The 12,396-nt window shown below is 53.0% G+C and carries 18 protein-coding genes and 1 pseudogene; all 19 read left to right on the forward strand.

Features of this window, described 5'->3' with window-relative positions; translation table 11 throughout:
- Positions 1–64: 64 nt before the first annotated feature.
- The 19 genes and pseudogenes from ASU33_RS17735 (at position 65) to rplX (ending at position 12,391) form a co-directional block, all read left to right on the forward strand.
- Positions 65–808 carry a class I SAM-dependent methyltransferase gene (locus ASU33_RS17735; protein WP_059072160.1) on the forward strand — a complete coding sequence of 248 codons (744 nt, stop codon included), beginning with the start codon at positions 65–67 and terminating at the stop codon, positions 806–808.
- Between the two features lie 53 nt (positions 809–861).
- Entirely contained in the window at positions 862–1,155 is a 294-nt protein-coding gene (locus ASU33_RS17740; protein ID WP_059072161.1) for a hypothetical protein, read from the forward strand.
- A gap of 225 nt (positions 1,156–1,380) precedes the next feature.
- Positions 1,381–1,797 (forward strand): 30S ribosomal protein S12, encoded by a 417-nt coding sequence (gene rpsL / locus ASU33_RS17745; RefSeq protein ID WP_059072162.1) that lies wholly within the window; start codon positions 1,381–1,383, stop codon positions 1,795–1,797.
- Between the two features lie 106 nt (positions 1,798–1,903).
- Positions 1,904–2,371 (forward strand): 30S ribosomal protein S7, encoded by a 468-nt coding sequence (gene rpsG, locus ASU33_RS17750; protein ID WP_059072163.1) that lies wholly within the window; start codon positions 1,904–1,906, stop codon positions 2,369–2,371.
- Positions 2,372–2,470: 99 nt separating this feature from the next.
- The gene (fusA, locus tag ASU33_RS17755) at positions 2,471–4,606 is read left to right on the forward strand and encodes an elongation factor G (RefSeq protein ID WP_059072164.1); all 2,136 of its coding nucleotides are present in this window, start codon (positions 2,471–2,473) and stop codon (positions 4,604–4,606) included.
- Positions 4,607–4,630: 24 nt separating this feature from the next.
- Positions 4,631–4,936 carry a 30S ribosomal protein S10 gene (rpsJ, locus tag ASU33_RS17760; protein WP_059072165.1) on the forward strand — a complete coding sequence of 102 codons (306 nt, stop codon included), beginning with the start codon at positions 4,631–4,633 and terminating at the stop codon, positions 4,934–4,936.
- A gap of 182 nt (positions 4,937–5,118) precedes the next feature.
- Positions 5,119–6,423 carry an O-antigen ligase family protein gene (locus tag ASU33_RS17765; RefSeq protein ID WP_149867289.1) on the forward strand — a complete coding sequence of 435 codons (1,305 nt, stop codon included), beginning with the start codon at positions 5,119–5,121 and terminating at the stop codon, positions 6,421–6,423.
- 252 nt (positions 6,424–6,675) lie between these two features.
- Positions 6,676–7,296 (forward strand): 50S ribosomal protein L3, encoded by a 621-nt coding sequence (gene rplC / locus ASU33_RS17770; protein WP_059072167.1) that lies wholly within the window; start codon positions 6,676–6,678, stop codon positions 7,294–7,296.
- Between the two features lie 5 nt (positions 7,297–7,301).
- On the forward strand, positions 7,302–7,940 hold the full coding sequence (gene rplD / locus ASU33_RS17775) for a 50S ribosomal protein L4 (RefSeq protein ID WP_059072168.1): 639 nt from the start codon (positions 7,302–7,304) through the stop codon (positions 7,938–7,940).
- On the forward strand, positions 7,940–8,227 hold the full coding sequence (gene rplW, locus ASU33_RS17780; protein ID WP_059072169.1) for a 50S ribosomal protein L23: 288 nt from the start codon (positions 7,940–7,942) through the stop codon (positions 8,225–8,227). Before rplD ends, rplW begins: the two co-directional genes overlap by 1 nt.
- Before the next feature lie 51 nt (positions 8,228–8,278).
- Positions 8,279–9,106 (forward strand): 50S ribosomal protein L2, encoded by an 828-nt coding sequence (gene rplB / locus ASU33_RS17785; RefSeq protein ID WP_059072170.1) that lies wholly within the window; start codon positions 8,279–8,281, stop codon positions 9,104–9,106.
- A complete protein-coding gene (gene rpsS, locus ASU33_RS17790; protein ID WP_059072171.1) occupies positions 9,106–9,384 on the forward strand; it encodes a 30S ribosomal protein S19 in 279 nt (92 codons plus the stop codon). Before rplB ends, rpsS begins: the two co-directional genes overlap by 1 nt.
- Before the next feature lie 3 nt (positions 9,385–9,387).
- Positions 9,388–9,726 (forward strand): annotated as a pseudogene (gene rplV / locus ASU33_RS17795) (50S ribosomal protein L22); the annotation flags it as partial.
- A 161-nt stretch (positions 9,727–9,887) separates the two neighbouring features.
- Positions 9,888–10,778 carry a 30S ribosomal protein S3 gene (gene rpsC / locus ASU33_RS17800; RefSeq protein WP_059072173.1) on the forward strand — a complete coding sequence of 297 codons (891 nt, stop codon included), beginning with the start codon at positions 9,888–9,890 and terminating at the stop codon, positions 10,776–10,778.
- Between the two features lie 36 nt (positions 10,779–10,814).
- Positions 10,815–11,237 carry a 50S ribosomal protein L16 gene (rplP, locus tag ASU33_RS17805; protein WP_059072174.1) on the forward strand — a complete coding sequence of 141 codons (423 nt, stop codon included), beginning with the start codon at positions 10,815–10,817 and terminating at the stop codon, positions 11,235–11,237.
- Positions 11,238–11,242: 5 nt separating this feature from the next.
- Entirely contained in the window at positions 11,243–11,443 is a 201-nt protein-coding gene (gene rpmC / locus ASU33_RS17810) for a 50S ribosomal protein L29 (protein WP_059072175.1), read from the forward strand.
- A gap of 16 nt (positions 11,444–11,459) precedes the next feature.
- On the forward strand, positions 11,460–11,750 hold the full coding sequence (gene rpsQ, locus ASU33_RS17815; protein ID WP_059072176.1) for a 30S ribosomal protein S17: 291 nt from the start codon (positions 11,460–11,462) through the stop codon (positions 11,748–11,750).
- Between the two features lies 1 nt (position 11,751).
- Complete coding sequence (gene rplN / locus ASU33_RS17820) at positions 11,752–12,120, forward strand: 50S ribosomal protein L14 (RefSeq protein WP_059072177.1); 369 nt, start codon at positions 11,752–11,754, stop codon at positions 12,118–12,120.
- A gap of 4 nt (positions 12,121–12,124) precedes the next feature.
- Positions 12,125–12,391, forward strand: a complete 267-nt coding sequence (gene rplX, locus ASU33_RS17825) for a 50S ribosomal protein L24 (RefSeq protein ID WP_078063229.1) — start codon at positions 12,125–12,127, stop codon at positions 12,389–12,391.
- Positions 12,392–12,396 lie beyond the last annotated feature (5 nt).

Raw genomic sequence — 12,396 nt, forward strand, 5'->3', positions numbered from 1 at the left:
AACCCCATAGGCTTAAGCTACCCAGGAGCCGCGACAAGTACGCGGCTCTTCCTATTTTCGGACTATGGCACCACTCGATCGTTTCTCCAACCAAGCCGAGCAGTACGCGCAATTCAGGATAACTTATCCTGCCGAGCTTTATGAGTTTTTACTTGAAATGGCCCTAGGTCGGAAGGCTGCATGGGATTGCGGAACCGGCAACGGACAGGTAGCAGTCGATCTAGCGGCACACTTCAGTAGGGTTGAGGCCACCGACATCAGTGAAAAACAATTGATGTACGCCGCTCAGCGTGCAAACGTGCACTACCACGTATGTGCTGCCGAGCAACCGCCTTTCCCCGACAACACCTTCGACCTGATTACCACGGCGCAAGCTCTGCACTGGTTTGATGCAGCTGCTTTTCACCGCGAAGCCCAACGGGTAGCCAAGCCGGGCGCCACCATTGCCGAGTGGGCATATGGCCTGGTAAAAATTGGCGAGCCGCTAGATGCGTTGATAAGCCGTTTCTACAGGGATATTGTAGGACCTTATTGGGATGAACATCGCCGCCATATCGACGATAGTTTTGCACGCATCCCGTTCCCGTTTGCTGCGGTAGCGCACCAAAACTTCGAAACGCGCCAGCTGTGGTCTGCCGAACGCTTTCTGCAGTACCTACAAACTTGGAGCAGTGTGTACCTGTACCAAAAGAAGACAGGGGAGAACCCCGTTGACCTAATTGCACAGGCCTTGCGTCAATTGTGGGGCGAAGACAAGAGAAAAGTGTGCTTTCCGATCTTCTTGCGGGCAGGCCTAATCGCCAAGTAGTAAACATGGTTACAAACTTCCCAATGAAATAAACCAGTTTACTGATTAAACGAATGTGCCTAGTAGAAACGGGCTTTGAGTATCGAATCCTTTGCAAGTTGACCACCGAGCAGGCCAACAGCATCCTCGCTAAAGCCCCCAACCTCGACCATTGCGACGAGTCGGGGCTATACGAATACCGAGACTCCGGCAGCCTGACTAGTATGCCCGACGCCGTGCTGCAGCGTGCCGAATACGGCCTTTACTTCTGTGACTACAGCCGCAGCCGCACTAGCCTAGAGGTGCTGGGTTACGCGCTGAGCCGCTGCGCTGACATAGGGCCGGTGACACTGCAGGCTGCCGACTAGTTACGCATTAGACCCGAACAATTACAGAAAAGCCCGCATGACCTCGTGCGGGCTTTCATCATTCTTAAGCAGGGGCAATTTCGGCTGCAGCAAAGTCGCTGATTATGAGTCTTTGACCCTTTCCGTGTTAAGTTATAATCCTTGTTTGCTATTGTAAATCAGACTCTCTACCTTTGCAAGCCTAATTTTTTGGGAGAAGACCCTCCCGAACATAACGTTCAATAGATGCCAACCATCAACCAACTAGTGCGCAAAGGGCGCGAGAAGTTGACGACGAAATCTAAGTCGCCGGCTCTCGATTCCTGCCCACAGCGCCGTGGTGTGTGCACCCGCGTGTACACCACTACGCCCAAGAAGCCGAACTCGGCTATGCGTAAAGTAGCTCGCGTACGCCTGACCAACGGCAAAGAGGTTAACGCCTACATCCCGGGTGAAGGCCACAACTTGCAGGAGCACAGCATCGTGCTGATCCGCGGCGGTCGTGTGAAAGACCTTCCCGGTGTGCGTTACCACATCATCCGCGGTGCCTTGGATACTGCCGGTGTAAACGGTCGTCTGCAGCGCCGTTCGAAGTATGGTGCCAAGCGTCCGAAGCCGGGTCAACCGGCCGCAGCAGCTGGCAAAGGCGGTAAGAAAAAGTAATTAGGTAGTAGGGGGCTGAATGACGGCCACGGGTCTGAGTAATACGCTATGAAGCGTGTGAAGCTAGGCCGTAAGATAGTTCAGCCCACGAGACTCCTCATATACCATGAGAAAAGCAAAACCGAAAAAGCGTATCCTCCTGCCGGACCCCAAGTTCGGTGAGACGCTGGTAACCCGTTTCGTAAACTACCTGATGTACGACGGCAAGAAGAGCTTGGCGTACAACATCTTTTATGATGCTCTGGAGCAGGTAGAAGCACGCACCAAGGAGAACGGCCTGGAGCAGTGGCGCAAAGCCCTGAACAACGTGATGCCGACCGTAGAAGTAAAGAGCCGCCGCGTAGGTGGCGCTACCTTCCAGGTTCCTACGGAAGTTCGCCCCGACCGTCGCATTGCCGTTGGCTCGAAGTGGCTGATTCAATTCTCGCGTCGCCGAGGCGAGAAAACGATGAAAGATAAGCTGGCTGGCGAAATCATCGCTGCCGCCAAAGGTGAAGGTGCGGCCGTTAAGAAAAAAGACGACACCCACCGGATGGCTGAAGCCAACAAGGCCTTCTCGCACTTCCGCTTCTAATTTAAGGAATTTGGGTGCTTGGGGACTTTCGGACTGGAGTTGTTGTTGAGTAGCAATTCCAATCCAAGAGTCCCCAAGTTCCTAAGACCCCATACTGACATGGCCGTCAACGAAAACCTGAAGTATCTCCGTAACATCGGGATTATGGCGCACATCGACGCCGGTAAGACCACGACGTCGGAGCGCATTCTTTACTACACGGGTAAAACCCACAAAATCGGGGAAGTGCACGAAGGTGCCGCCACGATGGACTGGATGGAGCAAGAGCAGGAGCGTGGTATTACCATCACCTCGGCTGCTACTACTACCTTCTGGAACTACCCCACGGTGCAGGGCGAATCGACGCCTGAGACCAAGCAGTACAAAATAAACCTGATTGACACCCCGGGCCACGTTGACTTCACCGTAGAAGTTGAACGTTCGTTGCGCGTGCTCGACGGTGCCGTTGCTCTGTTTTGCGCTGTATCGGGCGTAGAGCCGCAGTCGGAAACCGTATGGCGTCAGGCCGACAAATACAAAGTACCGCGCATCTGTTTTGTAAACAAAATGGACCGCGCTGGTGCTGACTTCTTCAAAGCCGTAACGGAAATCAAAGACAAGCTGGGCGCTAACCCCGTGCCGTTGCAGATTCCGATCGGTGCTGAGGACACCTTTAAGGGCGTAGTTGACCTGCTGACTGGCAAAGCCATCGTGTGGGACGATGCTACTCAAGGTAAGACCTACAAAGAAGTTCCGGTTCCCGAGGACCTCGTTGATACTGTACAGGAATGGCGTGAGAAGCTCGTTGAAAGCGTTGCTGAATACGACGACACCCTAATGGAGAAATTCTTTGAAGATCCGGACAGCATTACCCGCGAGGAGATGATGGACGTGATCCGCAAAGCGGTTATCGACATGAAGTTCTCGCCGGTGATGTGCGGTTCGGCCTTCAAAAACAAAGGTGTTCAGGCTATGCTTGACGCCGTTATGGCCTACCTGCCTTCGCCGCTCGACATGCCCGCCATCATCGGTACCAACCCCGACACTGGTGAGGAAGTAGAGCGTCATCCCGACAATGACGAGCCCTTTACGGCTTTGGCGTTTAAGATTGCCACCGACCCCTTCGTAGGTCGTCTGTGCTTCTTCCGCTGCTATTCTGGTCAGCTGGAGTCGGGTTCGTACGTGTTTAACAACCGTACGGGCAAGAAAGAGCGCATCTCACGTCTGATGCAGATGCACTCCAATAAGCAGAACCCGATCGACAAGATCCAGGCTGGCGACATTGCTGCCGGCGTTGGTTTCAAAGACATCAAGACTGGTGACACGTTAACGGAAGAGAAAGACCGCCTCGTTCTCGAGTCGATGTCGTTCCCCGAGCCTGTAATCGGCTACGCTATCGAGCCTAAGACCCAGGCCGACGTAGACAAGATGGGTATGGCTATTGCCAAGCTCGTGGAAGAAGACCCCACGCTGACGGTATTCACGGACCCTGAGACGGGCCAAACGGTACTGCGCGGTATGGGTGAACTTCACTTGGAAATCATCATCGACCGTATGCGTCGCGAGTTCAAGGTTGAAATCAACCAGGGTGCTCCGCAGGTAGCTTACAAGGAGATGATTACCAAGAAAATCGAGCACCGCGAAGTTTATAAGAAGCAGACGGGTGGTCGTGGTAAATTTGCTCACATCGAGTTTGAACTCGGCCCGAAAGAAACCGAGCCGGAGAAACCCGGCCTGGAGTTCGTCAACGGTATTACGGGTGGTGTTATTCCGAAAGAATTCATCGCTCCGATCCAGAAGGGCTTCGAAGAAGCTATGAAGAGCGGCGTACTTGCCGGCTTCCCACTGGATTCGATGCGTGTGAAGATCTACCACGGTTCGTATCACGATGTGGACTCGGACGCTCTGTCGTTCGAAATGGCAGCTCGCCTTGGCTACAAGGAAGCAGCTCCTCGTTGCGCTCCTAAGCTGCTCGAGCCCATTATGGCCGTTGAAGTAGTGTCGCCTGACGAGTACACGGGTCCGGTAACGGGTGACCTAAACCGTCGCCGCGGCATCATGAAGGGTATGGACACCAAAGCTGGTGCTCAGGTTATCAAGGCTGACGTTCCGCTGTCGGAGCTGTTCGGCTATGTAACTGACCTACGTACCATCTCTTCGGGCCGTGCTTCGGCTTCGCTGACCTTCTCGCACTACGAACAGGTACCGCAGAACCTCGCCGAAGGCATCATCGCCAAAGTAAAAGGCGGTAAGTAATACTTGCTTTCACAAGCTGACATCATGAACCAGAAAATTCGCATCAAACTGAAGTCTTACGATCATAACCTCGTCGACAAGTCGTCGGAGAAGATCGTAAAGGCGGTGAAAGCAACGGGTGCCATCGTAAGCGGCCCGATTCCTTTGCCGACGGAAAAAGAGAAGTTCACCGTTCTCCGTTCGCCCCACGTGAACAAGAAGTCGCGTGAGCAATTCCAGCTCTGCACCTACAAGCGCCTCGTGGATATCTACTCGACTTCGTCGAAGACGGTAGATGCCCTGATGAAACTCGAACTGCCGAGCGGCGTTGACGTAGAAATCAAAGTCTGAGTGCTAATTCTCAGCGAAAAAGCCCCACTGGTGAAAACCAGTGGGGCTTTTTATTTGTACTCGACAGCTGGTTTGCATCTTTTGCAAAATTTCTGTCAGGTAATCATGACAGAAAGCCAAATCCGAAATAAGTAACTTGCAATTCGCCCAAGCATGCAGCTACGGGTTTGTGCTTAACGTCTGTGAGTATTTCTCCTGCTTCGAAAAATATCAGTTGGTTAACCGAGAGCCGGATTCAGGCAGCGGCAGCTATTAGCTGTGCGTTGGTAGTTGTAGGCCTTTACACCATCCCTTTTTTCCGTGCACTGGCCAGCATTGGGCAAGGGTGTTTAGTGGTGGCCGCTCTGGCCTATTTCGTGCTGTTTAAAAAAATAGAGCAAAGAACTAAATGGCCAGTCTATTTAGGCTTTGTTGCAATATTCGGTATGCATTTCGCTGCTGGAGCGATAACGAGTCGGAGCAATATGCATGAGTACTGGCGCGACATGGTGTTACAGCTGCCGTTTCTTATTCTTCCTATTGCCTTTTGTGTGTTACCACCTCTACCTGTAGCATACCTAGCTCGGCTTTACAAGCTTTTGCTTGGCCTTACTACTGTATCTGCGGTGGGAAGCACCATATATTATCTGTACAACAGAGAATATATCAACGAGCTTTACCTTAGGTCGAAGGTGATGCCTACTGTGCCAGATCATATTAGGTTCAGCTTACTAGTAGCGCTTTCAATTGCCGTGGGTGCAGTGCTCTTGAATAGAGAAGCTCTTCAGGGATGGCGTAGAAAAGTGGTTTTAATAGCTACAATATTCCTGGCTGGCTTTCTACACCTTCTTGCTGTACGTAGTGGCCTGCTAGCCTTCTATGTGCTAGGTATCTTTGGCCTAGGTTATCAACTAAAGCACAAAGCTTGGCGCAAAGTGGCAACAGTGGTGGCTGTTCTGACTCTGACTCCATTGCTTAGCTATTGGGCGTTGCCTACGTTTTATAACAAATACCGTAATACGCGTGAAGATGCTAGTCGAGTTGAGCAGACGCGTTCAGCAAACGATTACTCCTTGGTAGGGCGGGTGTACTCTTATCAAGCAGCTTTGCGAGTATGGGAGGATCACCCCTTGGTAGGGGTTGGAAAAGCCGATCTGCGTGATGAAATGTCTGCTAGATATCGTGAATTCTTTCCGCAAATTGATGCGGAGCATCACTTGCAGCCGCATAATCAGTTTTTATTCTATTTAGTCTCTTTTGGTGCTATAGGCTTGCTTTTATTTACACTCGCTTTCTATTATCCCCTTTGGTGGTCTCGGCGTAAGCACGCACCCATGTTGATTTCGCAATACATAATTGTAACGCTATCATTTATGGTTGAGCCAACTTTGGAAACCCAGACTGGATTGACTTTCGCCTTGTTTTTTTTACTGCTTCCGCTAAGTAGTGCTGCTGCTTACAGCAAAGAGACTGTTGTGAGAAAAGGTTTGGAATGGCGTCCTGCTTAGACACTGTTTGCTCATTTATCATCAAGTAGATAATTGACCATTTCCGTGCTGGTGGCTTGGCCTTGACGGCATGTAGGAATGAAGAAATGGTGCGAAGTAACTGTTAGAGAGGCCAAAGTGAACACGGCTGCTTCTTAAATTATTTGGAAGGGGGTTGCAATTTTGTCTTAACAATATTGTAGCTTTGCACTCCCTTTCCGAAAACGCTATTCGGGCGTTTTCACTGTGTCTTTTCTTTAAACCCCAATTCGAATGCCTGGCATTATCGGTAAGAAAATCGGTATGACAAGCCTCTTCACTGCGGACGGTCGGAACGTGCCTTGCACGCTCATTCAAGCTGGTCCGTGCGTAGTGACGCAGGTGAAAACGCTCGAGACCGACGGCTACACTGCTGTGCAGCTCGGCTACGGCGAGAAGAAGGCCAAGAACACCAACAAGCCGTTGGCTGGCCACTTCGCTAAGGCGGGTGTTACCCCCCGCAAGAAACTTGTGGAATTCCGTACCGATGACGTGGCTTCGTACACGCTCGGCGCTGAGGTAAATGCAGACTACTTTGCCGAAGGCGACTTCGTAGATGTAGTTGGAACCTCAAAAGGCAAAGGATTCCAAGGCGTTGTTAAACGTCACAACTTCGCCGGTGTTGGCGGCCAGACTCACGGCCAGCACAACCGCGGCCGTCACCCTGGTTCGATCGGTGCCTGCTCGTGGCCCTCGCGCGTGTTCAAAGGCATGCGTATGGCTGGCCGCATGGGCGGTGACCGTGTAAAAGTGCAGAACCTGAAAGTGATGCGCGTGGTAGGCGACCAGAACTTGATCCTCGTAAGCGGTTCAGTTCCCGGTGCTAAAAACGGTTACGTGATTCTGGAGAAATAGGCGCGATGGAACTCTCTGTATTGACGATCAAAGGCGAAGACACCGGTCGTAAGGTGACGCTGTCGGACGCTATTTTCGGCGTGGAGCCCAACGAGCACGCCATGTACCTTGATGTAAAGCTGTACCTCGCTAATCAGCGCCAGGGCACGCACAAATCGAAGGAGCGCGCTGAAATTGCCCGCACCACCAAAAAACTAAAGAAGCAGAAAGGCACCGGCGGTGCTCGTGCTGGTTCGATGAAGTCGCCGGTGTTCATCGGTGGTGGCCGTGTATTCGGTCCTAAACCCCGTGACTACGGTTTTAAAGTGAACAAGAAGACCAAGCAGTTGGCTCGTTTGTCGGCCCTGTCGGTACTTGCTCGCGAAAACCGCCTAGCGTTGGTTGAGAACTTCTCGCTCGAAGGTCCTAAGACGAAAGACTTCGTTAACATTCTCAGCGGCCTCAACCTGAACACTGGTAAGAAAACCTTGCTAGTAACTGGATCGATTGACAAGAATGTGGTGCTGTCAGCTCGTAACCTACAGAAGGTGAAAGTGGCTACTGCTAACGCTCTGAACACGCACGATCTGCTGAACACGGATACGCTGCTGCTGTCGGAAGACGGCCTGCAGTCGCTCACCCAACTTTATACGGCTGCTGAGTAATGAGCATTATCAAGAAGCCCATCGTAACTGAGAAGGCTACGTCGCTGAACGAAAAAGGCCAGTACGCCTTTGAGGTTGAACGCACCGCCAATAAGGTTGAAATCAAAAAGGAAATCGAGAAGCTCTATGGCGTGACTGTGGTGGGCATTAGCACCATCCGCAGCCAGGGCAAACTCAAGTCCCGCTTCACCAAGACCGGTGCCGTTACCGGCCGTCGTGCTTCGAGCAAGAAGGCTATCGTAACCGTAAAGGATGGTGATGTTATCGACTTCTACAGCGGTATTTAGTCCAGCTGAATTCCTGAACGAGGCCCCTCGCTAGAGCATTTTCGCTATAAAATGGCACTCAAAAAACTAAGACCAACATCACCGGGTCAGCGCTTCCGCATCGCCCCGGGCTTCGACGAGATTACCACGTCGACCCCGGAGAAGTCGCTGTTGGCACCCAAGAAAAAATCCGGTGGCCGGAATGACTCCGGAAAAATGACCAACCGATACATCGGTGGTGGTCACAAGCAACAGTATCGTATTATTGATTTCAAACGTAGCAAGCACGGTGTGCCCGCTACGGTAAAAGAGATTGAATACGATCCGAACCGTACGGCTCGCATCGCACTGATCAGCTACGCTGACGGCGAAAAGGCGTACATCATCGCACCTGCTGGTCTGCAGGTAGGCGCTACCGTAGTAGCAGGCCCAGGCGCCGCTCCAGAGGTAGGTAACGCTCTTCTGTTGCGCGATATGCCCCTAGGTACCATCGTTCACAACATTGAACTGATGCCTGGTGGCGGTGCCGTTCTGGCACGTTCGGCTGGTACCTACGCTCAGCTTGTTGCTCGCGAAGACAAGTACGCAACCCTAAAGTTGCCGTCTGGTGAGATGCGCATGGTACTAGTTACCTGCATGGCTACCGTAGGCACGGTGTCGAACGCTGACCACATGAACGTTCGTCTTGGCAAAGCCGGTCGTCACCGTTGGTTGGGTTACCGTCCGCGCGTACGTGGTGTTGCAATGAACCCCGTTGACCACCCAATGGGTGGTGGCGAAGGCCGCTCAAGCGGTGGTCACCCGCGCAGCCGTAAAGGTCTGCTTGCGAAAGGTGCCAAGACTCGCAACAAGAACAAGTACTCTGAGAACCTCATCGTTTCGCGTAAAGGCAAGAAGTAATGGCACGTTCGCTTAAAAAAGGCCCGTACATCGACTTCCGTCTTGAGCGGAAGGTGCAGGTGATGGAGGAAAGCGGAAAAAAATCGGTGGTGAAGACATGGTCGCGCCGCTCGATGATTTCGCCGGACTTTGTAGGGCACACCTTCGCTGTGCACAACGGCAATAAGTTCATCCCGGTGTATGTAACCGAAAACATGGTAGGGCACAAACTGGGCGAATTCGCCCCGACGCGCAACTTCCGTGGTCACATCGCCAAGAAAGACAAAGGCAAGCGCTAAGACATGGAAGCAGTAGCCAAACTCCGTAACGTACCGACCTCGCCGCGCAAGATGCGCCTCGTGGCCGGCCTAGTACGCGGTAAGAGCGTTACCCGTGCCTTGGGCTTGTTGAAGTTCGAGGCTAACTCGGGCGCCGAAAAAATCGAGAAACTGCTCCTATCGGCTCTGGCCAACTGGCAGCAGAAGAACGAGGACGAGCGCATCGAAGACGCCAACCTCTATATCAAAGAGATTTTCGTCGACGAAGGTCGCCAGCTGAAGCGTCTGCGCCCCGCCCCCCAGGGTCGTGGTCACCGTATTCGCAAGCGCAGCAACCACGTGACGATTATCATCGACTCGAAGGTGGAAGCCATTGGCAGCCGCCAGGGTCTGAAAGATGCCGCTGCTAAGCTGGAGACTGCTCCAGCCGCTGCTTCGGCTGCTGATGAAGCACCGAAGAAAGCGCGTCGTTCGACCAAGAAAGCTGACACCCAAAACGAGGCTGACGCCACCGAATAATTACCATGGGACAGAAAGTTAATCCGGTTGGCCTCCGCCTGGGTATCGTTAAAGGCTGGGACTCGAACTGGTACGGCGGCAAAGATTTTGCCGACAAGCTGGTAGAGGACGAAAAGATCCGCAAGTACATCCTGGCGCGTATCCCGAAGGGTGGCATCTCGAAAATTATCATCGAGCGCACCCTAAAGCGCATCACCATCACCATCAACACCGCTCGTCCGGGCGTTGTAATTGGTAAGGGTGGCCAAGAAGTAGATAAGATTAAGGATGAACTGAAGCGTCTGACTAGTAAAGACGTTCAGATCAACATCTTCGAAATTAAGCGTCCGGAACTCGACGCCAAGCTGGTAGGTGAGAGCATTGCTCAGCAACTGCAGGCTCGTATCTCGTTCCGACGCGCGATGAAGCAAGCTATTCAGGGCGCACTCCGCGTGGGTGCTGAAGGTATTAAGGTGCAGTGCGGCGGCCGCCTCGGCGGTGCTGAAATTGCACGTTCAGAACAGTACAAGGAAGGTCGCACTCCGCTGCACACTCTACGTGCTGATATTGACTACGCTTTGTCTGAAGCTCAGACGGTGTACGGCAAGATTGGCATCAAAGTGTGGATCATGCGCGGTGAAGTATTTGGCAAGCCTGACCTGTCGCCTAACCAGTTGTTGAGCCAGCAGCAGGGTGCTGCCAGCAACGACCGCAACGACCGAGGTCCGCGTGGTGAGCGTGGTGACCGCGGCGACCGTGGTGGCCGTGGCGGCGACCGTGGTGGTCGTGGCGGCGACCGTGGTGGCCGTGGCGGCGAGGGACGTGGTGGTTTTGGCGGCGGTAACAACCGTGGCGGCCAAGGCGGCGGCAATCGTGGCGGTCAAGGCGGCGGTGCAAACCGTGGCCCACGTCGCTAGTCCTTCTTCCTTCCATTCTTTTTCGAGAACTAGAACATGTTACAACCGAAAAGAACCAAGTATCGGAAGATGCAGAAGGGCCGCGTAAACGGCCTAGCCTACCGCGGCAGCTCGCTGGACTTCGGTTCGTTTGGCATTAAGTCGCTGGAAGCCGCTTGGATTACCGCGCGTCAAATCGAAGCTGCTCGTATCGCCATGACTCGCGCTATGAAGCGTGAAGGTCAGGTATGGATCCGCATCTTCCCAGACAAGCCCATTACGAAGAAGCCTGCTGAGGTACGTATGGGTAAGGGTAAAGGCTCGCCCGAGTATTGGGTGGCCATTGTGAAGCCTGGCACGATTCTGTTTGAGTCGGACGGTGTTTCGCTGGAACTTGCACAAGAGTCGCTACGTTTGGCGGCTCAGAAGTTGCCGGTTCGAACCAAGTTTGTTGTTCGTCGCGACTACGTTGAGGCATAAGCACAATGAAAAACGCTGAAATCCGTGCCCTTTCGATCGAGGATCTGAAAGAGCAAATCAACAAGGAGCAGTCGAACGCACAAACTTTGCGCTTCGCTCACGCTATTTCCCCGCTCGAAAATCCGACCCGTATTAAGCACGGTCGTCGCAACATCGCCCGCTTGCTCACCGAGCTGAAGCGTCGCGAGCAGGAGCAAAACTCGTAGTCCCCGCTGATAAACAATGGCAAACAACGCAGAACAGCAGGGCGCCGCTACGGTAGAGCGTAACCTGCGCAAAGAGCGTATCGGCCGCGTGGTAAGCAACAAGATGGACAAAACCATCACCGTTGTGGTCGAAAGCAAAATGAAGCACCCGATTTACGGCAAATTCGTGTCGAAATCGACCAAGTTCGTCGCTCACGACGAGAATAACGAGTGTGGCGAAGGTGACACGGTGCGCATTATGGAAACCCGTCCGCTAAGCAAGCGCAAGCGGTGGCGTTTGGTAGAAATCGTAGAGCGAGCCAAGTAAGATGATCCAGCAAGAATCCCGTCTGACGGTTGCCGACAACAGCGGCGCCAAAGAAGTACTTTGCATTCGTGTCCTAGGTGGCACGGGTAAAAAGTATGCTACGGTAGGTGATAAGATCGTCGTGGCTATCAAATCGGCTATTCCTTCGGGTAACGCTAAGAAGGGCGCCGTTTCGAAAGCTGTGGTGGTTCGCACGAAGAAGGAAGTACGTCGCAAAGACGGTTCATACATCCGCTTCGACGACAATGCCGCCGTGTTGCTCAATAACAACGACGAGCCTCGCGGCACGCGTATCTTCGGCCCAGTGGCCCGCGAATTGCGTGAAAAGCAATTCATGAAGATCGTTTCGCTGGCTCCTGAAGTTCTCTAAGCTAATGGCACTGAAAACCAAAGAAGCAAAGCCCGCGAAGCTGCACGTGAAAACCGGTGATACCGTACAGGTAATCGCCGGTGACGAGCGCGGCAAGACTGGTGTTATCAAATCGGTAAACCGCCAGACCCAGCGTGTGATTATCGAAGGCCTAAACCTGGTAACTAAGCACTCGAAGCCGAGCGCTAAGAACCCCCAAGGCGGCATCTCGAAGATCGAGGCTCCGATTCACGTCAGCAATGTCAAGCTTGTTAGCCCGGCTAACGCCTAATCAAG

Source organism: Solirubrum puertoriconensis, assembly GCF_001483135.1.
Taxonomy (GTDB): domain Bacteria; phylum Bacteroidota; class Bacteroidia; order Cytophagales; family Hymenobacteraceae; genus Solirubrum; species Solirubrum puertoriconensis.

Excerpts from the sequence above, each read along its gene's own strand:
- ASU33_RS17735 (WP_059072160.1), top strand. The coding sequence starts at position 65 with ATGGCACCACTCGATCGTTTCTCCAACCAAGCCGAGCAGTACGCGCAA.
- ASU33_RS17740 (WP_059072161.1), top strand. The coding sequence starts at position 862 with ATGTGCCTAGTAGAAACGGGCTTTGAGTATCGAATCCTTTGCAAGTTG.
- rpsL (WP_059072162.1), top strand. The coding sequence starts at position 1,381 with ATGCCAACCATCAACCAACTAGTGCGCAAAGGGCGCGAGAAGTTGACG.
- rpsG (WP_059072163.1), top strand. The coding sequence starts at position 1,904 with ATGAGAAAAGCAAAACCGAAAAAGCGTATCCTCCTGCCGGACCCCAAG.
- fusA (WP_059072164.1), top strand. The coding sequence starts at position 2,471 with ATGGCCGTCAACGAAAACCTGAAGTATCTCCGTAACATCGGGATTATG.
- rpsJ (WP_059072165.1), top strand. The coding sequence starts at position 4,631 with ATGAACCAGAAAATTCGCATCAAACTGAAGTCTTACGATCATAACCTC.
- rplC (WP_059072167.1), top strand. The coding sequence starts at position 6,676 with ATGCCTGGCATTATCGGTAAGAAAATCGGTATGACAAGCCTCTTCACT.
- rplD (WP_059072168.1), top strand. The coding sequence starts at position 7,302 with ATGGAACTCTCTGTATTGACGATCAAAGGCGAAGACACCGGTCGTAAG.
- rplW (WP_059072169.1), top strand. The coding sequence starts at position 7,940 with ATGAGCATTATCAAGAAGCCCATCGTAACTGAGAAGGCTACGTCGCTG.
- rplB (WP_059072170.1), top strand. The coding sequence starts at position 8,279 with ATGGCACTCAAAAAACTAAGACCAACATCACCGGGTCAGCGCTTCCGC.
- rpsS (WP_059072171.1), top strand. The coding sequence starts at position 9,106 with ATGGCACGTTCGCTTAAAAAAGGCCCGTACATCGACTTCCGTCTTGAG.
- rpsC (WP_059072173.1), top strand. The coding sequence starts at position 9,888 with ATGGGACAGAAAGTTAATCCGGTTGGCCTCCGCCTGGGTATCGTTAAA.
- rplP (WP_059072174.1), top strand. The coding sequence starts at position 10,815 with ATGTTACAACCGAAAAGAACCAAGTATCGGAAGATGCAGAAGGGCCGC.
- rpmC (WP_059072175.1), top strand. The coding sequence starts at position 11,243 with ATGAAAAACGCTGAAATCCGTGCCCTTTCGATCGAGGATCTGAAAGAG.
- rpsQ (WP_059072176.1), top strand. The coding sequence starts at position 11,460 with ATGGCAAACAACGCAGAACAGCAGGGCGCCGCTACGGTAGAGCGTAAC.
- rplN (WP_059072177.1), top strand. The coding sequence starts at position 11,752 with ATGATCCAGCAAGAATCCCGTCTGACGGTTGCCGACAACAGCGGCGCC.
- rplX (WP_078063229.1), top strand. The coding sequence starts at position 12,125 with ATGGCACTGAAAACCAAAGAAGCAAAGCCCGCGAAGCTGCACGTGAAA.